The sequence below is a fragment of the Streptosporangium pseudovulgare genome (assembly GCF_014648055.1).
Lineage (GTDB): Bacteria > Actinomycetota > Actinomycetes > Streptosporangiales > Streptosporangiaceae > Streptosporangium > Streptosporangium pseudovulgare.
On the sequence record NZ_BMQJ01000028.1, the window covers coordinates 44257 to 69047 of the forward strand.

The following is a 24791-nucleotide window of genomic DNA, read 5'->3' on the forward strand; positions in this document are numbered from 1 at the left end:
ACGTGCCACGCGGGCGGTTGCGGATCTACCTGGGCGCCGCTCCCGGCGTCGGGAAGACGTACGCGATGCTCGCCGAGGGTCGGCGCAGGCGGGAACGCGGGCAGGACGTGGTCGTGGGCCTGGTGGAGACCCACGACCGTCCCCGCACCGCCGAGCTGCTCGACGACCTGGAGATGATCCCCCGCAAGGTCCTGTTCCACCGGGGGACCCGCTTCACCGAGCTCGACACCGACGCGGTCGTCGCCCGCCGCCCGAGGATCGCGCTGGTCGACGAGCTGGCCCACACCAATGTTCCGGGGTCGCGGAACGCCAAGCGCTGGCAGGACATCGAGGAGATCCTCGACGCCGGCATCGACGTGGTCTCCACCGTGAACGTCCAGCACCTGGAGTCGGTCAACGACGTCGTCCAGGCGATCACCGGCGTCCCGCAGCGCGAGACCGTCCCGGACGAGGTGGTACGGCGGGCCGACCAGGTGGAGCTGGTCGACATGGCGCCCGAGGCGCTGCGCCGCCGGATGGCGCACGGCAACGTCTACGCCCCGGAGAAGGTGGACGCCGCCCTGGCGAACTACTTCCGGGTCGGCAACCTCACCGCGCTGCGCGAGCTGGCGCTGCTGTGGGTGGCGGGAAAGGTGGACGAGCAGCTCGACCGCTACCGCGCCGAGCACGGCATCGAGGGCACCTGGGAGACGCGTGAGCGGGTCGTCGTCGCGCTGACCGGCGGTCCGGAGGGCGAGACGCTCATCCGGCGGGCCGCCCGGGTCGCCGCGCGCACCAAGGGCGCCGACCTGCTGGCCGTCCACGTGGTCCGCGGCGACGGCCTGACCGGCGCGGACCCGGCCGGCCTGGCCCGCCAGCGCACGCTGGTGGAGGACCTCGGCGGCACCTACCACCAGGTCGTCGGCGACGACGTGCCCCGGGCGCTGCTCGACTTCGCCCGCGGCGTCAACGCCACCCAGCTGGTGCTCGGCGCCTCCCGCCGCGGCCGGTTCGCGCAGATCCTCTCCCGCGGGGTGGGCGTGGAGACCACCGCGCGGTCCGGCTCCATCGACGTCCACATGATCCCCCACGCCGAGGTGAAGAAGGGCCGCCGCGGCAGGGCTCGGTCGGACGGCGTGCTGACCCGGACGCGCCGGCTGATCGGCTGGGCGATCACGATCGCCGGCATGCCGGCGCTCACCGCGGTGCTCGTCCCGTTCCGGGACCGGCTGGCGCTGCCCAGCGAGATCCTGCTGTTCCTGACGGCGGTCGTCGGTGTCGCGCTCGTCGGCGGAATGTGGCCGGCCATCACGGCGGCGGTGCTGGGCTCGCTGCTGCTGAACTACTTCTTCACCCCGCCGATCCACACCCTGACGATCCACGCCCTGGAGAACCTCTTCGCCCTGGTCGTCTTCGTCCTGGTCGCGGCGGCGGTGAGCGCCATCGTCGACCTCGCGGCCCGCCGTACCAGGGAGGCCGCGCGGGCCGGGGCGGAGGCCGAGATCCTGGCGACGATGGCCGGGCACGTCCTGCGCGGCGAGGCCGCCGTGCCGTCGCTGCTGGCGCGCATCCGGGAGACCTTCGGCCTGGAGTCGGTGACGCTGCTCGAACGGCGGCCCGAGGCGCGGCAGGTGCCCGACGACCAGGGTGACCCGGAGGCGTGGCGGATCGTCGCCACCACGGGCGGCCCGCCCTGCACGTGCCCGGCCGTCGCCGACACCGACGTGGTCATCGACGACGACCTCTCCCTCGTCGCCTCCGGCAGGCTGCTCCAGGCGGCCGACCGCCGCGTGCTGGAGGCGTTCGCCGCCGAGACGGCCGTGGCGCTGCGCCAGGAGCGGCTCCGCGAGGAGGCCGAGCGGGCCAGGCCGCTGGCCGAGGCCGACCGGATGCGCACCGCGCTGCTCGCCGCGGTCAGCCACGACCTGCGCAGCCCCCTCGCCTCGGCCAGGGCCGCGGTCGAGAGCCTGCGCAACACCGAGATCGACTGGTCGCCCGAGGACCGGGAGGAACTGCTGGCCACCGCCGACGAGTCCCTGATCAGGCTGGACCGGCTCGTCGCGAACCTCCTCGACATGAGCCGCCTGCAGGCCGGGGTCCTCGGCCTGATGCTGCAGCCCGTCGGGCTGGAGGAGGTCGTGCCCCGGGCGGTCGACGACCTCGGCCCGCTCCGCGACGGCGTCGAGGGCGACATCCCGGTGGACCTCCCCGAGATCGTCGCCGACCCGGCCCTGCTGGAGCGGGTGCTGGTCAACCTGATGGCCAACGCCGTCCGCTACAGCCCGCCCGGCGAGAAGACGCTGATCACCGCCGGCCCGCACGGCGACCACGTCGAGATCCGCGTCGTCGACCGCGGCCCCGGCATCCCGCCGGAGGCGTACGAGCGGGTCTTCATGCCGTTCCAGCGTCTCGGCGACCGCGACAACCACACCGGCGTCGGGCTGGGGCTCGCGCTCTCCCGCGGCCTGGCCGAGGCCATGGGAGGTACCCTCACGCCTGAGGAGACACCGGGGGGAGGCCTGACCATGATTCTGAGAATGCCCGTCTCCTCGCGGGCGCAGGCCGTGCGGGCACCGTCGTGACCCGGATCCTCGTCGTCGACGACGAGCCCCAGCTCCTGCGGGCCCTGCGGATCAACCTCGTCGCCCGTCACTACGAGGTCGCGGTCGCCGCCGACGGCGGCTCGGCGCTGCGGCAGGCCGCCGACTGGCACCCCGACCTGGTCATCCTCGATCTCGGCCTGCCCGACATCGACGGCGTGGACGTCATCTGCGGCCTGCGCGGCTGGACCAGCATCCCGATCATCGTGCTGTCCGGCCGCGCCGGCAGCCAGGACAAGATCGACGCGCTGGACGCCGGGGCCGACGACTACGTCACCAAGCCCTTCGGCATCGACGAGCTCCTCGCCCGCGTCCGGGCGGTCTCGCGCCGCTCCGCCGTACGGGAGGCCGAGCCGGCCAGCGTCCGGATCGGCGACCACGTGGTCGACCTGAGCGGCAAGACCGTCTCCGGCGGGACGCGGCTGACGCCCACCGAGTGGCACCTGCTGGAGATCCTGGTGCGCAACCCCGGCAAGCTGGTCAGCCAGCGGCAGCTGCTGGCCGAGGTCTGGGGCGAGAACTACGTCAGGGAGACGAACTACCTGCGCCAGTACCTGGCCCAGCTCCGCCGCAAGCTGGAGAGGGACCCGGCGCGTCCCGTCCACCTGATCACCGAACCGGGCATGGGCTACCGCTTCCACCCCTGACCGCCGCCCGCGCCGCGCCCGGGACACCGGGCGGGGACGGGTCGGGGCGGCGCGGGGATCCGGGCCGCGTTCGTCAGGCGCGGCGGCGCAGCAGGTACGTGTCCATGATCCAGCCCTTCCGGGCCCGCGCCTCGGCCCGCAGCTCGCGGATCCGGTCGCCGACCTCTCCCACCGGTCCCTCCACCAGGATCTCGTCGTCGGTTCCGAGGTAGGCGCCCCAGTAGATGTGGAAGTCGTCCAGGCCCGAGAAGGCGCAGCGGGCGTCGAGCATGACGACCATGTCGTCCGCGGTCGGCCCCTCCTCGGCGAGGCGGCGGCCGGTGGTGATGTGCACGGGCCTGGCGACGCTGGTGAGGGTGGTGCGGTGGCGGGCGGTCAGGGCGGAGACGGCGCTGATGCCGGGGACGACCTCGAAGGGGAAGGGCAGCCGCTCCAGGATGGCCAGGGTGCTGTCGTAGACGCCGGGGTCGCCCCAGACGAGGAAGGCGCCGGTCTCGCCGTCGGCCAGGGAGTCGTCGATCATCCGCTCGTAGAGCGCGGCCCGCCGGGCGCGCCAGTCCTCGACGGCCTCGGCGTAGGCGGCCGCGGTCCGGTCCCTCTCGGGGTCGCGGCCCTCGACGATCCGGTACGGCGGGCGGCCGTGCTCCTCGATGAGGTCCCTGCGCAGCCGTACCAGGTCGTCCTTCTCCTCGCCCTTGCCGATGACGAAGAACACGTCGGTGGCGGCGATGGCCTTGGCGGCCTGGATGGTGAGATGGTCGGGGTCGCCCGCGCCGATTCCGATGATCAGTAGCCGCTTCACGGCCCACAGTCTGCCACGCGACGACTTGTACGATATTTCCTGCTATCAGCCTCAAGGAGTCATGTGAACCTGGTCGGCCGCGGCCCGGACGGCACCGGGAATCCGGACCACGCGCGCGCCGGGCGACGTGTGATCACCGTCGTGGGCATCGGCGCCGACGGCTGGGACGGGCTGGTCCCCGCCTCGCGCCGCGCCGTGGAGGCGGCCGGCGTCGTGGTCGGCAGCGCCCGCCAGCTGGCCCTGGTGCCCGAGACGGGCGCGGAGCGCGTCCCGCTGCCGTCGCCACTGCTGCCGAACCTCCCCGGTCTGCTGGACTCGCTGCCGGACCGGGCGGTGTGCGTGCTGGCCAGCGGTGACCCGATGTTCCACGGGATCGGCTCCACGCTGGTCCGGCTGGTCGGGGCCGAGCGGGTCCGGGTGCTGCCGCACGTGTCGTCGGTGTCGCTGGCCTGCGCCCGGCTGGGCTGGCCGGTGGAGAACGTCGAGGTCGTCAGCCTCGTCGGCCGGCCGCCCGCCGCCCTTCGCGCCGCCCTGCAGCCCGGCCGCCGCGTCCTGGTGCTGGGCGGCTCCGCCGGCGTCGTCGGCGACACGCTGGACGAGGCCGGGTACGGCCCGAGCCGGGTCGTCGTCCTGTCCGACCTGGGCGCGCCGACGGAGGCGGTGGGCGTCGAGAGCGGCCTGCAGGTGATCGCGATCGACTGCGTGGCCGCGCCCGGCTCGCGGCCGTTCGCCCGGGTGCCGGGCCTGCCGGACGACGCCTTCGAACACGACGGCCAGCTGACCAAGCGCGAGGTCCGCGCGGTGAGCCTGTCGCGGCTCGCGCCCTTCCCCGGCGAGCTGCTGTGGGACGTGGGCGCGGGCGCGGGCAGCATCGCGATCGAGTGGATGCGCGCGCACCCGTCCTGCCGGGCGGTCGCCGTGGAGAGCCGTCCCGAGCGGGCCGCCCGTGTCCGGCGCAACGCCGGCGCCCTCGGTGTGCCCGCCCTGCGGGTGGTCGAGGGCGGGGCGCCCGCCGCGCTGGACGGGCTGCCCCGTCCCGACGCGGTCTTCGTCGGCGGCGGCGTCACCGTGCCCGGCCTCGTCGAGGCGTGCTGGGCGGCGCTGCCGCCGGGCGGCCGGCTGGTGGCCAACGCCGTCACGCTGGAGTCCGAGGCGGTCGTGGCGGGCTGGTACGGCAGGCTCGGCGGCGACCTCGTGCGCCTGGCCGTACAACGTGCCTCGCCCGTCGGGGGCTTCACCGGCTGGCGCGCGGCGATGCCCGTCACCGTCTGGTCCGTCAGGAAGGACACCCCATGACCGTGTACTTCATCGGCGCCGGCCCAGGCGCGGCCGACCTGATCACCGTACGGGGGCTGCGCGTCCTCCAGAAGGCCCCGGTCTGCGTGTACGCGGGCTCCCTGGTGCCGCGCGAGCTGCTCGACGCCTGCCCGCCCGGAGCCCGGCTCGTCGACAGCGCCGACCTCACCCTCGACCAGATCGTCGAGGAGCTCGCCTGCGGCCGGGACGTCGCCCGGCTGCACTCGGGCGACACGTCGATCTTCAGCGCGATGGCCGAGCAGATGCGCAGGCTCGACGAGCTCGGCGTGCCGTATGAGGTGGTGCCCGGCGTGCCCGCCTTCGCCGCGGCGGCCGCCTCCCTGAGGCGGGAGCTGACGGTCCCGGGGGTCGCCCAGACGGTCATCCTCACCAGGACCTCGGCCAGGGCCACCCCGATGCCGCCCGGCGAGGACCTGGCGACGCTGGGCGCCAGCCGCGCCACGATGGTGCTGCACCTGGCCGTCCAGCGCGTCGACGCCGTCGTGGCGGAACTGCTGCCGAACTACGGCGGGGACTGCCCGGTCGCCGTGGTCGCCTACGCCGGCCGCGAGGACGAGGTCATCCTGCGCGGCACACTGTCCGGCATCGCGGAGCAGGTGAGGGAGGCGGGGATCCGGCGCACCGCGGTGATCGTCGTGGGCCGGGCGCTCACGGCGAGCCAGTTCCCGGGCAGCCACCTCTACAGCGCCGAGCGGGACCGCGCGTGCGGCGCGTCCTGATCCTCGGCGGCACCGCGGAGGCCCGCGCCCTGGCCGGCGAGCTGACGGAGCGCGGCGTGCGCGTCGTCTCGTCGCTGGCCGGCCGGGTCACCGACCCGCGCCTGCCCATCGGGGAGGTCCGCGAGGGCGGATTCGGCGGCCCCGACGGGCTGGCGGCCTGGCTGCGCGCCGAGCGGATCGACGCGGTGGTGGACGCCACCCACCCCTTCGCGGCCAGGATGACCGCGTCGGCGGTGGAGGCCGCCGCCCGCACGGGCGTCCCCCTGCTGATCCTGCGGCGGCCCGGCTGGCACGAGGGGCCGGGGGACGCCTGGCTACGGGTGCCCACGCTGCGGGAGGCCGCCGAGTCGATCGGCGCGGGCGACCGGGTGTTCCTCACCACCGGCCGCCGCAGCCTGCCGGTTTTCAGTCATTCATCCGATGCCTGGTTCCTGGCCAGATCCGTGGACCCGCCGGAGCCGCCGGTCCCGGCCAACGTCCACGTGATCCTCAGCCGCGGGCCGTACACGGTGGAGGGCGAGCTGGCCCTCATCCGCGACCACCGGCTCGGCGTCCTCGTCACCAAGGACAGCGGCGGCTCCATGACCACCGCGAAGCTCGTCGCCGCGCGGCGGGCCGGGATCCGGGTGATCATGGTGGACCGGCCGCCGCCGCCACCGGATCAACTCTGCGTCGGCACCGTGGCCGAGGCCGCGGACTGGGCTCAGGGGTAGCGGGGCGCGCCCGCGGGCCGGACCCGCGGGCGGCGGCGCGGCGTGTGGCCGCGGGCCGGGCTCAGGGGTAGCGGCGCGGCGTGTAGACCACGCCCGCGCCGGTGACGCGCGTGGTGGAGGAGCCGACGATGAGCAGGCAGCGCATGTCCACCGCGGCCGGATCCAGCTCGCCGAGCGAGGTGACGGTGACGCTCTCGTCGGGACCGCCGACGGCGCGGCCGATCACCACCGGAGTGCCCGGGTCACGGTGCTCCAGCAGCAGGTCACGCGCGGCGGACAGCTGCCACGTACGGCTGCGCGAGGCCGGGTTGTAGATCGCCAGCACCAGGTCGGCCCGCGCGGCGGCGGACAGGCGCTCGGCGACCACCTCCCACGGCTTGAGGATGTCGGACAGCGAGATCACGCAGTGGTCGTGCCCGAGCGGCGCGCCCGCCCTGGCCGCGACCACCTGGGCGGCCGTCAGTCCCGGCACCACCCGCACCGGCACGTCCGGGAAGTCGGCCGCGGCTTCCAGGACCGCGCTGGCCATCGCGAACACCCCCGGGTCACCCGAGGAGACCACCGCGACGCGCCGCCCCTCACCGGCCAGCTCCAGCGCGTGCCTGGCCCGCTCCGCCTCCACCCGGTTGTCGGTGCGGTGCCGCCGCTGGCGCGGGTTCGGTTCGACCCGGTCCACGTAGGGCCCGTACCCGACCAGGTCGGTGGCGGTCGACAGCGCGTCCTGGGCCTCCGGCGTGAGCCAGGGCCGCCCGGCCGGGCCGAGCCCGACCACGACGACTTCCCCGGCCGCGGCGGCGGGGGCCGGTTCCGGCACGGGTTCCGGCGCGGGTTCCGGCACGAAGGCGCGCTCCGCCGGGCTGCTCAGCAGCGCCAGGGAGAAGTACGGCACCCCCTCGGGGTCCACGTCCTTCAATGGCGCGACCCGCTCGCCGCCCATCGTGGCCCGCTCGACGTACCAGGCGTCGTCGAGCCGTCCGGCCTCGGCGAAGGCGTCGCGGACCTTGGTGAAGGAGCGTCCCAGCTTCATGACGGCCGCCGAGTCCGTGCCGCGCAGCCGTTCGGCCAGCGCCTCGCCCGGCAGCGTGCCGGGCAGCACGGTCAGCACCTCGTCGCGTTCCACGAGCGGGCGGCCGAGCGCCGCCGACGCGGCGCTGACCGAGGTGACGCCCGGCACCACCTCGGTCGGGTAACGGTGCGCCAGCCGCTTGTGCATGTGCATGTAGGAGCCGTAGAAGAGCGGGTCGCCCTCGCTCAGCACCACCACGGTCCGTCCCGCGTCGAGGTGCGCGGCGAGCCGGGCCGCGCACCCGGCGTAGAAGTCGTCGAGCGCCCCCTGGTAGCCGCCCGGGTGGTCGGTGGTCTCCGTGGTCACCGGGTACTGCAGCAGCTCCTCGACCTGCCCCTCCCTCATGTACGGCAGGGCGATGGACCGGGCGATGCTGCGCCCGTGCCGCGCGGCGTGGTAGGCGACCACGTCCGCCTCGCCGATCAGCCGGGCTGTCTTGACGGTGACCAGTTCGGGGTCGCCGGGCCCGAGGCCGACGCCGTACAGGCGTCCCGACATGTGACTCACTCCACTTCGCTCGCGATGGCGTTGATCGCCGCCGCCGTCATCGCACTGCCGCCGCGGCGGCCGTGCACCACCAGATACTCAAGATCGCTTTCAGCCAGGGCCTGCTTGGACTCGGCCGCGCCGACGAAACCGACCGGGATCCCCAGGACCGCCGCCGGACGCCCGGCGCCTTCGGCGACCAGCTCCAGCAGGCGGAACAGTGCCGTGGGCGCGTTGCCGATCGCGACCACGGAGCCCTCCAGCCGGTCCCGCCACAGCTCCAGGGCGGCGGCGCTGCGCGTGGTGCCCAGGCGTTCGGCCAGCTCCGGCACACGCGGGTCGCCGAGCGTGCAGATGACCTCGTTGTCCGCCGGGAGACGGCGGCGCGTCACGCCGGAGGCGACCATCATGGCGTCGCAGAGCACGGGCGCGCCCGCGCGCAGCGCCCGCTCGGCCCGGACGACCGCCCCGGACGACCAGGCCAGGTCGCGCACCAGGTCGGTCATGCCGCAGGCGTGGATCATCCGTACCGCCACCCGGGCGACCTCGGGCGGCAGGCCGCCCAGGTCGCTCTCCGCGCGGATCGTGGCGAACGACAGCCGGTAGATCTCGGCGCCGTCGCGTATGTAGTCGGTCACTGATGCCTTTCCTCGTATCCGTCCGCGGTGGCCACCATCCGCACGACCCGGCCGGGCGGCAGCCCGCACTGCCGCTCGCAGCCCGCCCAGTGCACGGGCAATCCGGTGTGGCGCCGGTGCACCCAGCGCGCGGCGTCGGCCCGCACGTCGGCCAGGGCCCTGGCGCATCCGGGCCGCCCCGCGCAGGCGGTCACGCCCACCCAGGGGGAGTCCGGGTCGGTGACGAGCCCGGCCGCCTCCAGCGCGTCTCCGGCGCCGGGGCGGTCCGCCACGAGGACGGTACGGCGCGGCGACAGCCGTACCTCGGCACCGGGGAAGCCGGGGGGTGCGGTGGCCCGCCCGGCGGGGCCGGGGAGTGCGACGGACCACCCGGCGGGGCCGGTGAGTGCCGGGGGCCGCTCTGCGGGGTCGGCGAGCGTCGGGGCCCGCTCGGCGAGCGTCGGGGCCCGCTCGGCGAGGCCGGCGAGCGCCAGGGCCTGTTCCGGGGTGAGGCGGCCCAGCGGCACCAGCGCCTCCACCAGCCCGGCGGGCCGCTCCGGAGGACGGGGCGGCCGGTACGCGCCAGGTGTCCCGCCCAGCTCGGCGGCGATCCTCGCCGGGCCGTCCGCCAGTTCGGAGACGCGCCACTCGTCGGTCCGCAGCCGCAGGAAGGCGACCGCCGCCTCCAGCAGGCCGTCGGCCGTGCCCGGCACGCCGTCCACCTCGTGCCCGGCCAGCAGCAGCCGGCCACCGATGGAGGCCACGTCGGCGACCAGCCCGGTGTCGCCCAGCGCGAACAGGAACCGGCCGGGCAGCCCGGCCAGTTCGGGCCGGGCGCACAGGGACCGGTCCAGCCCGGCCACGAGCGCCCCGTCCACCGACGGCGCGGCGACGATGTTGCGCACCCGCTCGTGCGTGGCCGACGGCCGCAGCCCGGCCTCCGCGATCCGCGCGGCGAAGGCGGCGGGGTCCCGCAGGCCGCGGACCTGCACGTTGGCGCGCGAGGTCAGCTCGATCACCCCGGAACCGAGGTCGCGGGCGCAGCCGGCCAGCTCCCGCAGCTGCGGCGCGGTGAGGATGCCGCCCGGCGTGCGCACCCGGGCCAGCGGGCCGTCGGCGGCCTGGTGCACCTGGATCGTCCCCGGACAGGTGTCGGGACGCGCCCGCCCGTCAGGACCGGTCCGCCCGCCGGGACGTTCCCGTACGTCAGAACGTCCCGAACGTTCTCGTACGTCAGGACGTGGCGCCCCGTCCGGACGCGTCCGCGCGGTGCGCCCGTCCGGGGGAAAATCGCGGATGGTCATGGCTGATCTCCCTGTCATAGGCTTGCCGAAGGCGAAGGTCAGGAGGAAGCCGGTGTGAGTCCGGCGCGGTCCCGCCACTGTCACCGGGGAGCGAACCCCACCGCAGGCCACTGTCACAGGGAAGGCCGGGGTGAGCGTCGATCCGGGAGCCAGGAGACTCCGGCCGTCGCGACACCCGCGACCGGGGCGAGGACCCCGAGGGAGGACACCCGCGTGCCCACAGTCCTTTTGCTGTCGACGTCCGACACCGACCTGCTGAGCGCGAGGGCCAGCGGCGCCGGCTACCGGCTCGGCAACCCGGCCAGGCTCCTGGCCGACGACATCCCCGGCCTCGTGGAGGGCGCCGACCTGGTCGTGGTGCGCCTGCTGGGCGGGCGCCGCGCCTGGGAGGAGGGCCTCGACGCGCTGCTGGCCGGGCCCCGGCCGATCGTCGTCCTGGGCGGCGAGCAGGCCCCCGACGCCGAACTGATGGAGCTGTCCACCGTCAGCGGCGGCGTCTGCGCGCAGGCGCATTCCTACCTGGCCCACGGAGGCCCCGCCAACCTGGCGGAACTCCACGCCTTCCTGACCGACACCGTGCTGCTGACCGGCCGGGGCTTCGAACCGCCCCTGCCGACCCCCGCCTGGGGCCTGCTGGAACGCGAGGCGGCGAGCACGACCGGCCCGGTGGTCGGGGTGCTCTACTACCGGGCCCACCACATGGCGGGCAACACCGCCTTCGTCGAATCCCTGTGCCGGGCCGTCGAGGACACGGGCGGCCGGGCGCTCCCGGTCTTCTGCTCCTCCCTCCGCACGGCGGAGCCGGACCTGCTCGAAACGCTGCGCCAGGCCGACGCGCTGGTCGTCACCGTGCTGGCGGCGGGCGGCTCCAACCCGGCGGCGGCCGGAGCGGGCGGCGACGACGGGGCCTGGGACGTCGGCGCGCTCGCCCGGCTCGACGTCCCGATCCTGCAGGGTCTCTGCCTGACGAGCAGCAGGAAGGCGTGGGAGGAGAACGACGACGGCCTCTCCCCGCTGGACGCGGCCTCGCAGGTGGCGATCCCGGAGTTCGACGGACGCGTCATCACCGTGCCGTTCTCCTTCAAGGAGATCGACCCCGACGGGCTGACCGTCTACGTCGCCGACCCCGAGCGGGCCGCCCGGGTGGCCGGCATCGCCGTACGGCACGGCCTGCTGCGCCGCACCCCGCCCGCCGAACGCCGCCTGGTGGTGATGCTGTCGGCCTACCCGACCAAGCACTCGCGCGTCGGCAACGCCGTCGGCCTCGACACCCCCGCCAGCACCGTGCGCCTGCTCGCCCGGCTCGCCGAGGCGGGCTACGACCTGGGCGAGGGGTTCCCGGGGGTGGCCGAGCAGGACGGCGACGCGCTGATCCACGCCCTGATCGCCGCCGGGGGCCAGGACCCCGACTGGCTGAGCGAGGAGCAGCTCGCGGGCAACCCGATCCGCATCGCCGCCGCCGACTACGCGGAGTGGTACGCCACCCTTCCCGGGGACCTGCGCGAGGAGATGGAGCGCCACTGGGGGCCGCCCCCCGGCGAGCTGTTCGTGCACGAGGGCGACATCGTGCTGGCCGCGCTGCGCGCCGGGAACGTGGTCGTGATGGTGCAGCCGCCCCGCGGCTTCGGCGAGAACCCGATCGCGATCTACCACGACCCCGACCTGCCGCCGAGCCACCACTACCTGGCCGCCTACCGCTGGCTGTCGTCGTCCTTCGGCGCGCACGCCATGGTGCACGTGGGCAAGCACGGCAACCTGGAATGGCTGCCGGGCAAGTCCGCGGGCATGTCCGCCTCCTGCGGCACCGACGCCGCGATCGGCGACCTGCCCCTCATCTACCCGTTCCTGGTCAACGACCCGGGCGAGGGCACCCAGGCCAAGCGGCGGGCGCACGCCGTCCTGGTCGACCACCTGGTGCCGCCCATGGCCAGGGCCGAGACCTACGGCGACATCGCCCGGCTGGAGCAGCTGCTCGACGAGCACGCCTCCATCGCCGCGATGGACCCGGCCAAGCTCCCCGCCGTCCGGGCGCAGATCTGGACGCTGATCCAGGCGGCCAGGCTCGACCACGACCTGGGCCTGACCGACCGGCCGCACGACGCCGAGTTCGACGACTTCCTGCTGCACGTCGACGGCTGGCTCTGCGAGGTCAAGGACGCGCAGATCCGCGACGGCCTCCACGTGCTCGGCCAGGCCCCGGAGGGCCCGGCGCGGGTGGACCTGGTGCTGGCGATGCTGCGCGCCAGGCAGATGTGGGCGGGCGCTCGGACGCTGCCCGGCCTGCGTGAGGCGCTCGGGCTCGCCGAGGACGGCAGCGCCGCGCTGGGCGAGGTCGACCGCGTCGAGGCGGTGGCCAGGACGCTCGTCGAGACGATGGAGGAGCGCGGCTGGGACCCGGCCGCCACCGCCGAGGTGGCGGGCACCGTGCTCACGTCCGCCGGCGTCGCGTCCCACGGCGCCGGGTCCGCAGACGTCGGGGCCGTGAGCGTCGCGTCCGCCGACGCCGGGGCCGGGGACCGCGTCCCGCTCGTCACCCGCGTCCTGGACTTCGCGGCCACCGAGGTCGTGCCCCGGCTGAGCCGTACGACCGACGAGATCGACCACGTGCTGCACGCCCTCGACGGCGGTTACGTGCCCGCCGGACCCAGCGGCTCGCCGCTGCGCGGCCTGGTCAACGTGCTGCCGACCGGGCGCAACTTCTACTCCGTCGACCCGCGCGCGGTGCCCAGCAGGCTCGCCTGGGAGACCGGGCAGGCCATGGCCGACTCGCTGCTGGAGCGCTACCGCGCCGACCACGGCGAGTGGCCGCGCTCGGTGGGCCTTTCGGTGTGGGGCACCAGCGCCATGCGTACGGCGGGCGACGACGTGGCCGAGGTCCTGGCCCTGCTCGGCGTACGGCCCCGGTGGGACGAGGCGTCCAGGCGTGTCACCGGTCTGGAGCCGGTTCCGCCGGAGGAGCTCGGCCGTCCCAGGATCGACGTGACGGTGCGCATCAGCGGCTTCTTCCGCGACGCCTTTCCGCACGTGGTCGCCCTGCTCGACGACGCCGTACGGCTTGTCGCGGGGCTGGAGGAGGCCGACGAGGACAACTACGTCCGCGCCCACGTGCGCGCCGAGAGCCACGGCGACGAGCGCCGGGCCACGCTGCGCATCTTCGGCTCGGCGCCCGGCGCCTACGGCGCCGGGCTGCTGCCGCTGATCGACAGCCGCAACTGGCGCGACGACGCCGACCTGGCCGAGGTCTACGCCGTGTGGGGCGGTTACGCCTACGGCCGCGACCTGGACGGCGTGCCCGCGCGTCCCGACATGGAGAGCGCCTACCGCCGCATCGCGGTCGCCGCCAAGAACGTCGACACCCGCGAGCACGACATCGCCGACTCCGACGACTACTTCCAGTACCACGGCGGAATGATCGCCACCGTGCGGGCGCTGACCGGCAGGGCTCCCGCCGCCTACGTGGGCGACAGCACGAGGCCCGACGCCGTCCGCACCCGGACCCTCTCGGAGGAGACCTCGCGGATCTTCCGCGCCCGCGTGGTCAACCCCCGGTGGCTGGCCGCGATGCGGCGCCACGGCTACAAGGGCGCCTTCGAGCTGGCCGCGACCGTGGACTATCTGTTCGGCTACGACGCCACCACCGGGGTCATGGCCGACTGGATGTACGACAGGCTCGCCGAGACCTACGTGCTCGACCCGGAGAACCAGGCGTTCATGGCGCGGTCCAACCCCTGGGCGCTGCACGGCATCGCCGAGCGCCTGCTGGAGGCCGCCGAGCGCGGCATGTGGGAGCACCCGGACCCGGACGTCATACGTGGTCTCCACGAGGTCTACCTCAGGACCGAGGGCGACCTGGAGGACGACACCAGCCGCTGAGCCGCCTCCGGCACGCCCGCCCAGTGCAGGTGCAGGTAGGAGGCGGTCAGGAGGGCGTCGCCGTAGCCGCCGGCGCCGCCCTCCCAGCGGAACAGCGGCTCGCCGGGCGGGTCCACGGCGGTCCTGTGGAACTCGTGACCGCGGTAGCGCTCACCCGGGCGGGTCAGCAGGGACGGCCCGGCAACGGCCTCCCGGTAACCGAGGGTCAGCCTGGGCGTCATCCGCGCCCTGGCCCGGATGCGCCCGCACATGCGCCGGCCGTCGAGTTCCTCGCACAGGTAGAGCAGCCCGGCGCATTCGGCGGCGATCGGCCCGCCGAATGCCGCGACCTCGCGGAGCAGTGCCTCGTTGGCCGCGAGCCCGGCCGCGTGGATCTCAGGGAAGCCCCCGCCGATGACGAGGGCTCCGGTGCCCTCGGGCAGGTGCTCGTCGCGCAGCGGGTCGAACACGGCCACCTCCGCTCCGGCGGCGCGCAGCAGCTCCACGTGCTCGGCGTAGCCGAAGGTGAAGGCGGCTCCCCCGGCGACGGCGACGACCGGCCCGGATCGCGGGGACCGCCCGGCATCCGAGCCCGTGACCCGCCCGGCCACCGGGCCCGTGGTCCCTGAGCCCGTGGTCCCTGAGCCCGTGGTCCCTGAGCCCGTGGTCCCCGGGGCGCCGGCCGGTTCCGGCGGCGTCCAGGCGGGGCCGGGCAGCGGGGGCGCGCTCGCGGCCAGCCGTACCAGCGCGTCGAGGTCGCAGGAACCGGCGACGAGCCCGCCCAGCCGGGCGACCGCGGAGGCCGCCTCCCCGGCCCGCTCGGCCGCGGGAACGAGCCCGAGGTGGCGGGACGGCGTCTCGACGGCGTCGTCGCGCCGGAGCGCGCCCAGCACGGGCGCCACGCCGGCCAGCGCCGCCCGGCACATCTCCTCGTGCCGGTCGGAGCCGACCCGGTTGAGGATCACACCGCCCACACGTACCCGCGGGTCGAAGGTGGTGAAGCCGTGCACGAGCGCCGCGACGGACCGGCTCTGCCTCGCCGCGTCCACGACCAGCACCACCGGCGCGTCCAGGAGCCGGGCGACGTGCGCCGTCGAGGCGAAGTCCGTGCCGCCCCGGCCGTCGAACAGCCCCATGACCCCTTCGACGACGGCCAGGTCGGCGCCGCGGGAACCGTGCAGGAACAACGGCACGATCCGCTCCTCGCCCACCAGCCACGGATCGAGGTTGCGTCCCGGACGCCCGCTGGCCAGCGTGTGATAGCCGGGATCGATGTAGTCGGGCCCCACCTTGTGGGGCGAGACCCGCAGACCCCGGCCCCGCAGGGCGGCCATCAGTCCGGTGGCCACGGTCGTCTTGCCGCTGCCCGAGGCGGGCGCGGCGACGACCAGCCGGGGAACTACCACTCGATGCCCTTCTGCCCCTTCTGCCCGGCGTCCATGGGATGGCGGACCTTGCCCATCTCGGTCACCAGGTCGGCGACCTCGACCAGCCGTTCCGGGGCGTCCCTGCCGGTGATCACGACGTGTTGCGCGCCCGGCCTGCCGGTGAGCGTCTCCACCACGTCGTCGAGGTCCAGCCAGCCCCATTTGAGCGGGTAGGTGAACTCGTCCAGCACGTAGAAGCGGTAGGTCTCGGCCGCCAGGTCGCGCTTGATCTGCGCCCAGCCCTCGCGGGCGTCGTCGGAGTGGTCGGCGCCCGGCCGCTGGATCCACGACCAGCCCTCGCCCATCTTGTGCCAGGCCACCGTGCCGCCCTCGCCGCTGTCGCCCAGGACCCGCAGCGCGCGTTCCTCGCCCACCCGCCACCTGGCGGACTTCACGAACTGGAACACCCCGACCGGCCAGCCCTGGTTCCAGGCGCGCAGCGCCATCCCGAAGGCCGCGGTGGACTTGCCCTTGCCCGGCCCGGTGTGGACCATCAGCAGCGGCCGGTTGCGCCGCTGCCTCGTGGTCAGGCCGTCGTCCGGCACGATGTCCGGCTTGCCCTGGGGCATCTCACACCGCCTTCCGGTGGTCGCGGACCACCGATCCGAGATCGTCCAGCGGTACGGCGGGCGCACCCAGCAGGACCGCCAGCCGCCGCGCCATGCCGAGCCTGACGGGGCCGCTTTCACAGTCGACGACCACGCTCGCCACGCCCCGCAGCGACCCGGCGGCGCGCTCCACGTCCCCTCCCGCCGTCGCCCGCCCGTCGGTGACCAGGACCAGCAGCGGGCGCCGCGCGGGATCGCGCATGCTCTCCAGGCGCAGCACCTCCGCGGCCTTCACCAGCCCCGCGGCCAGCGGGGTGCGGCCCCCGGTCGGAAGCGCCCGCAGCCGGGCCGCGCCCGCCTCCACGGACGACGTCGGCGGCAGGTCGAGCCGGGCCGAGTCACCCCGGAACGTGACCAGGCCGACCTTGTCCCGGCGCTGGTAGGCGTCCAGCAGCAGGCTCAGCACGGCGGTCTTCACCGCGGTCATGCGTTTCCTGGCGGCCATCGAGCCGCTGGCGTCGACCACGAACAGGACGAGGTTGCCCTCCTTGCCCTCGCGGATCTTCTCCCGCAGGTCGCCCGCCCGCAGCAGCAGCCCGGCCGACCGCCGTCCCCGCCGCGCCTGGTGCGGGGCCGCGGCCAGCAGGGTCGCGGGCACGTGCAGGTCGCGGGCCCTGCCCTCCGGCAGGCGGGAGCCGGTGCTCCGGCCCCGTCCGGTGCGTGCCCGCGAGCGGCGTCCGGCGGCTCCTTCGCCCACGCCGGGGACGGCCAGCAGGCGCACCCGGTAGGGCGCGGCGGCGCCCGCCGTCTCCCGGGAGGAGTGTCCGGGCCCCGGGGCGGCCGATCCCGGATCGCGGGCGGCTGACTCCTCCGACCCCCGGGCGGCGGACTCCTCCGGCCCCCGGGACCGCTCCGGCTCCCGGGCGGTGGACTCTCCCGGGCCCTCCGGTCCGTGCGGACCGGATTCCGGAGGCGTCCCCCCGAGGTCTGGCGGACCGGATTCCGGAGGCGTTCCACCAGGGTCGCGCGGACCGGATTCCGGAGGCGCTCCACCGGGAGGTCCCGGGGGCGGTTCGTCGCCGCCGTCCCCGGAGGTCCGTTCCAGCACGTCCTCCAGCGTGTTCTCGTCCAGTCCCGGCGCGTCGAACGGGTCGCGCCGCCGCCGGTGCGGCAGGGCCAGCCGCGCCGCGGCCCGGACGTCCTCCACCTCAACGCTCGCCCGGCCGTGCCAGGCCGCGTGCGCCATCGCGGCGTGGGCGGTGACCAGATCGGCGCGCAGGCCGTCCACCTCGAACTCCGCGCAGACGGCCGCGATCTGCCGCAGCCGGGCGTCGGGCAGGCGGACCGAGGCGAGCAGCTCCCGTGCCGCGGCGACACGTCCCGCCAGCTCCGCCTCCTGCCCGGCCCACCGCTCGGCGAATCCGGCGGGCGAGGACTCGAAGGCCAGCCTCCGGCGGACCACCTCGGCCCGCTCGTCCGGATCACGCGACGCCTTCACCTCGACGGTCAGCCCGAACCGGTCGAGCAGCTGCGGCCGCAGCTCGCCCTCCTCCGGGTTCATCGTGCCGACCAGCAGGAAACGGGCCGCGTGCCGTACCGACACCGACTCGCGCTCGACGTAGCAGGTCCCCAGGGCGGCCGCGTCGAGCAGCAGGTCGACCAGGTGGTCGTGCAGCAGGTTGACCTCGTCGACGTAGAGCACCCCGCGATGCGCGGCCGCCAGCAGGCCGGGCTCGAACGCCTTCACCCCTTCGGTGAGCGCCCGCTCGACGTCCAGGGAGCCGACCAGCCGGTCCTCCGAGGCGCCGACCGGCAGCTCCACGAGCGACGCCGCCCGCCGTACCCGCTCCGTGTCCGGAGCGTCCGGAGCGTGCGGGCCGTCGGGGCAGCCGGGGTCGGGAGCGGCCGGGTCGCAGGCGAAGCGGCAGCCGCGGACGACGTCGACGACCGGCAGCTGGGCCGCCAGCGCCCGCACGATCGTCGACTTGGCGGTGCCCTTCTCTCCGCGCACCAGCACCCCGCCCACCCGCGGGGAGACGGCGTTGAGGATCAGCGCCAGCTTGAGGTCGTCGAGGCCGACCACCGCGCTGAAGGGATAGGTGGCGATCACGTGATGACCTTCCGGTTGACGTGGGCGACGCGCCAGCCGCCGCGTACGGGGACGAGTTCGGTGGTCGAGAGCGGCGCCACGTCGAACCGCGCGGTCTCCAGCGGGCCGAGGCCGAGCGCGTGGCCCAGCGCCGCCCTGATGACCCCGACGTCGCAGATGACGACGGCCTCGGCCGCGGCGGCGTCGAGCCACCCGGACACCCGGGCGGCGAGGCGGGCCAGGCTCTCCCCGCCGTGCGGAGCCGCCCGCGGGTCGCCGAGCCACGCGGCGAGGCCGTCCGGCTCCGTCTCGGCGACCTTCGCGTACGGCAGGCCGCGCCAGCGACCGGCGTCCGCCTCGGCGAGCTCCGGCGCGTCGATCGCCTCGCTCCCGAGAGCGGCGGCGGTCTGCCGTGCGGCCGTGACCGGCGCGACCCAGGTCACGGCCGCCGCCAGGGCGGGGCCAGGCCTCTCCTTCCGGAGCCTCTCCGCCTTCCGCAGGCTCGCCGCGTCGGCGGGCTCGTCCGTCGGGAAGCATGCCGAACGCGTGCCGGGCGTGCCGGCCTGCCGGACGAACAGCATCCCGTTCAGCCGCCCGACGGGGCCGGCGAGAGCGCGGGCCGCCCCGCCACCCGGTCGCTGACCCAGCCGAACAGCACGCCGAAGGCCGTCCAGAAGACGAGCTGCGTGCCCAGCGAGGCCAGCCGGAAGTTCCACAGCAGCGAGGCGGGGAACCCTTCGGGAACCTCGTCGACCGCCGGCAGCAGCAGCCACGCCGCGACGACGGGCACCAGGAACGCGACGCCGGCCGCCACCCGGCGCTGCCATGGTCCGGCGGTGACCCTTCGGGCGGTGGCCACCGCCACCGCGACGGCCGCCAGCCCGACGATGATCATCACCACGTACAGGGCCGTCCGGCTGTTGATGGTCTCGGGATCGCCCACCGCCGGTGGGTTGGCCGGATATTTCAGGAAGGGGATAAGAATGACCGCGACGAACGCCGTCGCCGCCGAGGCGAGTGCCAGCGCGCCGTCATCGCGGGGCCCGAACCGGCCGCGGAGGCCGGCGAACACGAGGGCGAACACCCCGCCCACGGCCAGGCCGTACAGCCCGGTCGCGAGGAAGAGCCCGGCCTTCTGCACGGGCCGGCTGACGGCGGCCCCCTCGCCGTGGTCGTGACCCGCCGCCTCGCCGTGGTCGTGACCCGCCGCCTCGGCATGGTCGTGGCCCGCCTCCCCGGCGGACGCGGACGCGGGTTCGGGTTCGGCCGCCGCCGCGGCCTCCTCCAGGGCGATGGCGGCGTCCACGCGCGGCTCTCCGAAGACGAAGGCGAACGTGCCCGCGACGAATCCGGCCAGGAGCCCTATGAGCAGGCCCCTGACCACCAGGGTGCGAACCATTTCCGCCCCTAGTGACAGGGCACGCCGAGCAGGTGCCGCCCGTCGTGCATGAGTTCGTGGAGGAACGTGCCGGTCTGCGAGACCGCGCCGTTGTCCATCAGAACCAGGTAGGCGACCAGCAGCAGCACCGGTACGGCCAGCAGCAGCCAGGGGCGCAGGCGCGGCAGGGGTATCGCGGAAGGAGCGGAGATGTCGCTCATCAGTGCCTCCTCAGGGATGACGCGTCCCGATCAGTGAGGTCACGATCGCCCGAGCGACCTGGCTCCCGGGATCTAAGTCCCGGATACAGTGGCGCGTCCGCACCGGCATCTCACCGGATTTCCCTCGGACAACCGTGAAATCTACCGGAACGTATATCTTTCCCCCGATCGCGTCAATATCAGCGGTCGCCCCGGAGATCGCTTCGCAGGCCGCCGTGGGGATCGGCCCGGAGCTCGGCGGTCAGCCGAAGTCGATCGACCGGAGCCGGCTCGCGACGCTCCGGTCGATCACCGTCACCCCCGAGGCCGGAACCGGTCTCCCGGACCGCACCCGGCCGACCAGCGCCTCCCAGCGGCGGCGGTGCCGGTCGAACGTGACCTCGTCCACCACCCGGCCGCGGTCCCGCTGACCGGCCAGCGCCGTCTCCGGCGCCACGTCGAGCATCAGCAGGTGCAGCCGCGCCCCGGCCCGGCGCGCCAGCAAGGCGAATCCGTACAGCACGAGCGGACTGCATCCCCGGTTGTGGGCGATCACCGGGTGCCCGCGGGCGACCGAGCGACCGATCCGCCATACGTGGGTGGCGAACACGACGGCGCGACGCACCTGTGCGGGGGCCGACGGCAGCCGCCCCGCCCACCGGTTGCGCGACTGGTGGGAGTCGATCACCACCGTGCCCCCGACGACGACGGGATCGCTCGCCGCCGCGTCGAGGCCGTACAACCGCGACAGCAGGGTGCTCTTCCCCGCGCCCGGCAGCCCCGTCAGGATCACCAGGGAGCGGGCGGGATAACGCAACGTCTGGTTTTTCAGGGGAACCGACACGATCTGTTCCAACGAATCCGCGGGAGAGAAGTTCCGCACCCGGCCGAGTGGCCGGTTCCGCGCCGCTCCGCCTCCGCCCCTGACCGCCGGGTCGTGGCCGGTCAGGGCGCGTCGAACAGGGCGCTGACCGACTCGCCGTCGTGGATGCGGCGCATGGCCTCGGCGAACGCGGGGGCGACCGACAGGACGTGGAGCCCGGACCCGGCCCCTGCCTCGGGGACCGGCACGGTGTCGGTGCAGACGATCTCCTCGACCTCGGGCCGGCCACCGATGCGCTCGACGGCCCCGGCGGCGAAGAGGCCGTGCGTGCAGGCCACCCGCACCGAACCGGCCCCGAGCCCGCGGAGCCGGTCGAGCAGTTCCAGCACGGTCGTCCCCCGGGCGATCTCGTCGTCCACGACGATGACGTCCCGGCCCGCGACGTCGCCCATCACCGAGCCGATGACGACGCGGTCGTCGCTGAGCCGCTGCTTGGCGCCCATCGCGACGCCGACGCCCAGGAGACGGGCGAAGGCCGCGGCCTGCTTGGCGTAGCCGAGGTCGGGGGAGACGACGACCGTGCCGGACAGGTCGTACCGGCGGAAGTACGCCGCCAGCTCGCGCAGTGCGTGCAGGTGGTCCACCGGGACGCTGAAGAAGCCGTGCACCTGGGGGGAGTGCAGCGCCATCGTGAGCACCCGGTCCGCCCCCGCGGTCACCAGGAGGTCGGCGATCAGGCGTCCCCCGATGGAGATGCGCGGGGCGTCCTTCTTGTCCGACCGGGCGTAGGCGTAGTGCGGCATCACCACGGTCGTCCGGGCCGCCGAGGCACCCCGGGCGGCGTCCAGCATGAGGAGCAGCTCGACGAGGTTCTCCTGGACCGGCGGGACGAGGGGCTGGATGATGAAGACGTCCCGCTCCCGGCAGTTGGCCGGCAGCTGCACCTCCAGGCAGTCGTTGGCGAAGCGGGTGACCCGGACCGGGTGCGGCGGCGTCCCGAGGTGCGAGCAGATGGCGGCGGCCAGCCGGGGGTGGGCGCTGCCGCCGAACACGGTGATGTCTCGCACGGGCCGCTCCTCGTCGTGAAGGTGGTGCCTCACCGGTGAGGGTGCCCCTCCCCGAGAGGCCCCCGAGGGGGTGCCGTCCTCGTCCGGAGAGCCGGTGCCTCAACCGTCGCGGCCGGCACCGAAGCCGTCGCGGCTGGTGCCCGAGTCGTCACCGGAAGCGACGCGGCGGGCGGCGCGACCGGAACGGACCGCACCGGGCCGGTGGGACCCGCCCGGGCCGCATCGGATCGGACGGCCCGCTGACCAGGTGATATCCCGCGCGACCAGAAAAGAAACTTTGTTTCACGTTTAATTCATCACGTGCGGAAAACAGTTCCGGATGCAGGAACGCTGGTATCGCAACGCTGCCATCTACTCGCTGGACGTCTGCACCTTCCAGGACTCCGACAACGACGGGTTCGGCGATCTGCCCGGACTCATCGGCCGGCTGGACTACCTGTCCCGGCTCGGCGTCACCGCCCTGTGGCTCAGCCCCGTCCATCCCTCCCCCCGCCGGGACGGCGGCTACGACGTGGTGGACCACTACGGCGTGGACCCGCGCTTCGGCAGCATGGGGGACTTCGCCGAACTGCTCAACCAGGCCGACGAGCGGGGGCTGCGGATCATGATCGACCTCGTCGTCAACCACACCAGCGACGAGCACCCCTGGTTCCAGGCGGCCCGGTCCAGCCCCGACTCCCCGTTCCGGGACTGGTACGTCTGGTCCGAGGAGGAGCCCGCCGACCGGTGGCGCGGCGCCGTCTTCCCCGACGTGGAGCCCGAGTCGTGGTCCTACGACGAGAAGGCCGGCGCCTGGTACCGGCACCGCTTCTACCGCTTCGAACCCGACCTCAACACCGGTAACCCCCAGGTGCGGGCGGAGATCCGCAAGATCGCGGCGTTCTGGCTGCGGCTGGGGGTGTCCGGGTTCCGCATCGACGCCGCGCCGTTCCTCATCGAGGACAAGACGCCCGGCCGCCACTACCGCCGCGACTACGAGTTCCTGCGCGACCTGCGCGACACCCTGTCGTGGCAGAAGGGCGACGCGGTCATGCTGGCCGAGGCCAACGTGGCCGACGACGAGCTGCTGGAGTACTTCGGACAGGCCGACGGCAGCGCCAGCCGCATCCTCATGGTCTTCGCCTTCCGCCTCAACCAGGCCGTCATGCTGGCCCTGGCCCGCCGGGACGCGCAGCCGATCCGCGACGTCCTGCGGGAGTTGCCGGACCTGCCGCAGCACGCCCAGTGGGCCACCTTCCTGCGCAACCACGACGAGGTGGACCTGGGCCGGCTGACCGAGGAGGAACGGCGGGACGTCTTCGCCGCGTTCGGCCCCGACCCCGACATGCAGCTCTATGAGCGCGGCATCCGGCGGCGGCTGGCCCCGATGCTCGACGGGGACCAGCGGCGGCTGCGGATGGCCTACAGCCTGCAGTTCACCATGCCGGGCACGCCGGTGGTCCGCTACGGCGACGAGATCGGCATGGGCGAGGACCTGTCCCTGCCCGAGCGCACCGCCATCCGCACCCCGATGCAGTGGTCCGGCACGCCCGGTGCCGGCTTCTCCTCCTGCGAGACGACCGACACACCGCTGATCACCGAGGGCCCCTACGCGGTGGACAGGGTCAACGTCACCGACCAGCGGCGGGACCCCGACAGCCTGCTCATGTGGTTCGAACGCATCCTGCACACGCTGCGCGAGTGCAAGGAGATCGGGACCGGCCACCACGAGGTCCTCGACGCGGGACCGCCGCACGTGCTGGTGCACCGCGCGACCTCCCCCTCCGGGGCCATGCTGTTCCTGCACAACCTGGGCTCCGAGCCCTGCCGCGTCGCGGTGGACCCGCAGCCGGAGCAGGACGGGACGCCGCTGAACATCACCGCCGACACCGACTACGGCTCCGAGGTCGATCTCGGCGCGCTCGACCTGAACGGCTACGGCTTCCGCTGGATCCGGCTGCGCCGTGACCCGTGAGGCCCTCGGAGGCCGGCCGCCGCCCCCGGACCGTCCCGGCCGCGCCGGCCGGCCCGGGGGCGAAGCGTACGGCGGGCGGGTGCGCCGGGTCAGGGGCCGCTGATGCGGCGCTCGCCCTTCGTGGTGATGACGAACACCTGCCAGTTGTAGTACGCGTAGTAGTTGCGCGGGTCCCGCTTGATCTGGCGGGCGTGCAGCAGGATGGCGTCGACGTACGCCCGGGAGTGGTTATAGGCGTACAGCGCCCGCCGGTAGTCGCGGGGCGCGCCCGAGGCGTGCAGGTAGTTGGCGGCGGCCATGACGGCGTCCCCGGGGTCGTGGACGTCGCCGCCCATGCCGTACGCCTTCCACGTTCCCGGCATGAACTGCATCGGCCCCTGCGCCCCCACGTAGCTCGGCGACCGCACCCGGCCGAACTTCGTCTCGGCGAACATCACCGACGCCAGGACCTCCCACTCGACGCCGAACCGGCGCTCGGCCTTCTTGAAGTGACGGAGGAGGGCGGACGCGGCCGGCGGCTCCTCGATGCGGAACTTCGAGGCGTCCTTGACCGGGTGGGCCAGCTCCAGCAGCCCGCGGATGGCGGTCGTGTTGTCACGGGCCTCGGCGGCGAGCCGGGCCGGCAGCCTGGCGAAGGCGCGGGAGGCCACGCCGGGGTTGCGGGCGGTGAAGCGGTAGATCCGCTGCTGGTACAGCGCCTGCAGCACGACCGCCCGCGGCGGGCCGCCCTTCGCGGTCCCGCCGTCGCCGGTCCAGTCGTCGATGGCGTCGTGGAGCCGCCGCGTGGTGGTCTCCAGCGCCTCGGCGAGCTTCGCGGGGTCCCGGGGGATCCGCTCGTCCGGAGCAGGCGGGGCCACCTCGTCCGGTGACGCGGACGGCGCCGCCGCCCGTCCTCCGGCTTCCCCGCTCTCCCCGGTTTTCCCGGTGGACGGCGAGGGCGGCGGGGTCCGCTCCGCGGCGGACGCCGGGGCGGACGGGGCCGCCGCGGCCGTGCCCGCGGGGTCCGCGCCGCAGGCGGCGAGCGCGGCGACGGCGAGCAACGCGGTCCAGGACACGAGGCGCCCCCGGCGCCGGCCGATCTCCGTACCGCTGTCCATGACGGACAAACTACCGCCACCGAGCCGGTGGATCACGGAAACCCGGCGGACGGTCCGGCGCGCCGTACGGCGGGCGTCCCGGGTGCCCGTCGCCGTCCCGGACCGT

At 74.6% G+C, this 24791-nt stretch carries 20 protein-coding genes and 2 riboswitches; of the genes, 7 read left to right on the top strand and 13 right to left on the bottom strand.

From position 1 onward, the window contains the following. Positions 1–2 precede the first annotated feature (2 nt). A complete protein-coding gene (locus IEZ10_RS35060) occupies positions 3–2561 on the top strand; it encodes a DUF4118 domain-containing protein (RefSeq protein WP_189250836.1) in 2559 nt (852 codons plus the stop codon). Further along, entirely contained in the window at positions 2558–3226 is a 669-nt protein-coding gene (locus IEZ10_RS35065; protein ID WP_189250811.1) for a response regulator, read from the top strand. Before IEZ10_RS35060 ends, IEZ10_RS35065 begins: the two co-directional genes overlap by 4 nt. Positions 3227–3299: 73 nt before the next feature. Here the strand turns inward: IEZ10_RS35065 and cobF are convergent, their stop codons facing one another. Beyond that, positions 3300–4028, bottom strand: coding sequence for a precorrin-6A synthase (deacetylating) (gene cobF / locus IEZ10_RS35070; RefSeq protein ID WP_189250812.1), 729 nt, complete (start codon positions 4026–4028; stop codon positions 3300–3302). A 129-nt stretch (positions 4029–4157) separates the two neighbouring features. On the opposite strand from cobF, the gene cbiE reads away from it, so the two are divergent. From cbiE to IEZ10_RS35085, 3 genes are read left to right on the top strand one after another with little or no spacing between them, the layout of a single operon-like run. Beyond that, positions 4158–5324 carry a precorrin-6y C5,15-methyltransferase (decarboxylating) subunit CbiE gene (gene cbiE, locus IEZ10_RS35075; RefSeq protein WP_189250837.1) on the top strand — a complete coding sequence of 389 codons (1167 nt, stop codon included), beginning with the start codon at positions 4158–4160 and terminating at the stop codon, positions 5322–5324. After that, a complete protein-coding gene (cobM, locus tag IEZ10_RS35080) occupies positions 5321–6064 on the top strand; it encodes a precorrin-4 C(11)-methyltransferase (RefSeq protein ID WP_189250813.1) in 744 nt (247 codons plus the stop codon). Before cbiE ends, cobM begins: the two co-directional genes overlap by 4 nt. Beyond that, positions 6049–6777 (top strand): cobalt-precorrin-6A reductase, encoded by a 729-nt coding sequence (locus IEZ10_RS35085; RefSeq protein ID WP_189250814.1) that lies wholly within the window; start codon positions 6049–6051, stop codon positions 6775–6777. Before cobM ends, IEZ10_RS35085 begins: the two co-directional genes overlap by 16 nt. A gap of 61 nt (positions 6778–6838) precedes the next feature. Here IEZ10_RS35085 and IEZ10_RS35090 read toward each other — a convergent pair whose 3' ends face one another. Genes IEZ10_RS35090 through IEZ10_RS35100 form a run of 3 tightly spaced genes read right to left on the bottom strand, consistent with a single transcriptional unit; the run spans position 6839 to position 10076 of the window. Continuing rightward, entirely contained in the window at positions 6839–8341 is a 1503-nt protein-coding gene (locus IEZ10_RS35090) for a precorrin-2 C(20)-methyltransferase (protein WP_189250815.1), read from the bottom strand. Between the two features lie 5 nt (positions 8342–8346). After that, a complete protein-coding gene (locus IEZ10_RS35095; protein WP_189250816.1) occupies positions 8347–8967 on the bottom strand; it encodes a precorrin-8X methylmutase in 621 nt (206 codons plus the stop codon). Further along, the gene (locus tag IEZ10_RS35100) at positions 8964–10076 is read right to left on the bottom strand and encodes a ferredoxin-like domain-containing protein (RefSeq protein WP_229811960.1); all 1113 of its coding nucleotides are present in this window, start codon (positions 10074–10076) and stop codon (positions 8964–8966) included. The genes IEZ10_RS35095 and IEZ10_RS35100 overlap by 4 nt, the downstream gene beginning before the upstream one ends. Positions 10077–10235: 159 nt before the next feature. Continuing rightward, a riboswitch (cobalamin riboswitch) is annotated at positions 10236–10429 on the top strand. A gap of 34 nt (positions 10430–10463) precedes the next feature. Between IEZ10_RS35100 and cobN the strand changes: the two genes are divergently transcribed. Then, entirely contained in the window at positions 10464–14123 is a 3660-nt protein-coding gene (gene cobN / locus IEZ10_RS35105) for a cobaltochelatase subunit CobN (RefSeq protein ID WP_189250818.1), read from the top strand. Here cobN and IEZ10_RS35110 read toward each other — a convergent pair. From IEZ10_RS35110 to IEZ10_RS35145, 8 genes are all read right to left on the bottom strand, one after another. Next, on the bottom strand, positions 14078–15493 hold the full coding sequence (locus tag IEZ10_RS35110; RefSeq protein ID WP_189250838.1) for a cobyrinic acid a,c-diamide synthase CobB: 1416 nt from the start codon (positions 15491–15493) through the stop codon (positions 14078–14080). The two genes, cobN and IEZ10_RS35110, sit on opposite strands and share 46 nt — an antisense overlap. Before the next feature lie 8 nt (positions 15494–15501). Then, entirely contained in the window at positions 15502–16098 is a 597-nt protein-coding gene (gene cobO, locus IEZ10_RS35115) for a cob(I)yrinic acid a,c-diamide adenosyltransferase (protein WP_189250819.1), read from the bottom strand. A 1-nt stretch (position 16099) separates the two neighbouring features. Next, the gene (locus IEZ10_RS35120) at positions 16100–18184 is read right to left on the bottom strand and encodes a magnesium chelatase subunit D family protein (protein WP_373287450.1); all 2085 of its coding nucleotides are present in this window, start codon (positions 18182–18184) and stop codon (positions 16100–16102) included. Continuing rightward, complete coding sequence (locus IEZ10_RS35125) at positions 18184–18747, bottom strand: histidine phosphatase family protein (RefSeq protein WP_189250821.1); 564 nt, start codon at positions 18745–18747, stop codon at positions 18184–18186. The genes IEZ10_RS35120 and IEZ10_RS35125 overlap by 1 nt, the downstream gene beginning before the upstream one ends. 5 nt (positions 18748–18752) lie before the next feature. Beyond that, positions 18753–19565 (bottom strand): CbtA family protein, encoded by an 813-nt coding sequence (locus IEZ10_RS35130; protein ID WP_189250822.1) that lies wholly within the window; start codon positions 19563–19565, stop codon positions 18753–18755. A gap of 8 nt (positions 19566–19573) precedes the next feature. Further along, positions 19574–19765 carry a CbtB domain-containing protein gene (locus IEZ10_RS35135; protein WP_189250823.1) on the bottom strand — a complete coding sequence of 64 codons (192 nt, stop codon included), beginning with the start codon at positions 19763–19765 and terminating at the stop codon, positions 19574–19576. Further along, positions 19766–19915, bottom strand: a riboswitch (adenosylcobalamin (AdoCbl) riboswitch). 91 nt (positions 19916–20006) lie between these two features. Next, positions 20007–20588, bottom strand: a complete 582-nt coding sequence (locus tag IEZ10_RS35140) for an AAA family ATPase (protein WP_189250824.1) — start codon at positions 20586–20588, stop codon at positions 20007–20009. Between the two features lie 101 nt (positions 20589–20689). Continuing rightward, positions 20690–21634 (bottom strand): ribose-phosphate diphosphokinase, encoded by a 945-nt coding sequence (locus tag IEZ10_RS35145; protein ID WP_189250825.1) that lies wholly within the window; start codon positions 21632–21634, stop codon positions 20690–20692. A 319-nt stretch (positions 21635–21953) separates the two neighbouring features. On the opposite strand from IEZ10_RS35145, the gene IEZ10_RS35150 reads away from it, so the two are divergent. Next, complete coding sequence (locus IEZ10_RS35150) at positions 21954–23588, top strand: alpha-amylase family protein (protein WP_189250826.1); 1635 nt, start codon at positions 21954–21956, stop codon at positions 23586–23588. Between the two features lie 89 nt (positions 23589–23677). Here IEZ10_RS35150 and IEZ10_RS35155 read toward each other — a convergent pair whose 3' ends face one another. Further along, positions 23678–24685 (bottom strand): lytic transglycosylase domain-containing protein, encoded by a 1008-nt coding sequence (locus IEZ10_RS35155; RefSeq protein WP_189250827.1) that lies wholly within the window; start codon positions 24683–24685, stop codon positions 23678–23680. Positions 24686–24791: the final 106 nt, after the last annotated feature.

Excerpts from the sequence above, each read along its gene's own strand:
- cobM (WP_189250813.1), top strand. The coding sequence starts at position 5,321 with ATGACCGTGTACTTCATCGGCGCCGGCCCAGGCGCGGCCGACCTGATC.
- IEZ10_RS35090 (WP_189250815.1), bottom strand. The coding sequence starts at position 8,341 with ATGTCGGGACGCCTGTACGGCGTCGGCCTCGGGCCCGGCGACCCCGAA.
- cobO (WP_189250819.1), bottom strand. The coding sequence starts at position 16,098 with ATGCCCCAGGGCAAGCCGGACATCGTGCCGGACGACGGCCTGACCACG.
- IEZ10_RS35125 (WP_189250821.1), bottom strand. The coding sequence starts at position 18,747 with ATGCTGTTCGTCCGGCAGGCCGGCACGCCCGGCACGCGTTCGGCATGC.
- IEZ10_RS35130 (WP_189250822.1), bottom strand. The coding sequence starts at position 19,565 with ATGGTTCGCACCCTGGTGGTCAGGGGCCTGCTCATAGGGCTCCTGGCC.
- IEZ10_RS35135 (WP_189250823.1), bottom strand. The coding sequence starts at position 19,765 with ATGAGCGACATCTCCGCTCCTTCCGCGATACCCCTGCCGCGCCTGCGC.
- IEZ10_RS35150 (WP_189250826.1), top strand. The coding sequence starts at position 21,954 with ATGCAGGAACGCTGGTATCGCAACGCTGCCATCTACTCGCTGGACGTC.
- IEZ10_RS35155 (WP_189250827.1), bottom strand. The coding sequence starts at position 24,685 with ATGGACAGCGGTACGGAGATCGGCCGGCGCCGGGGGCGCCTCGTGTCC.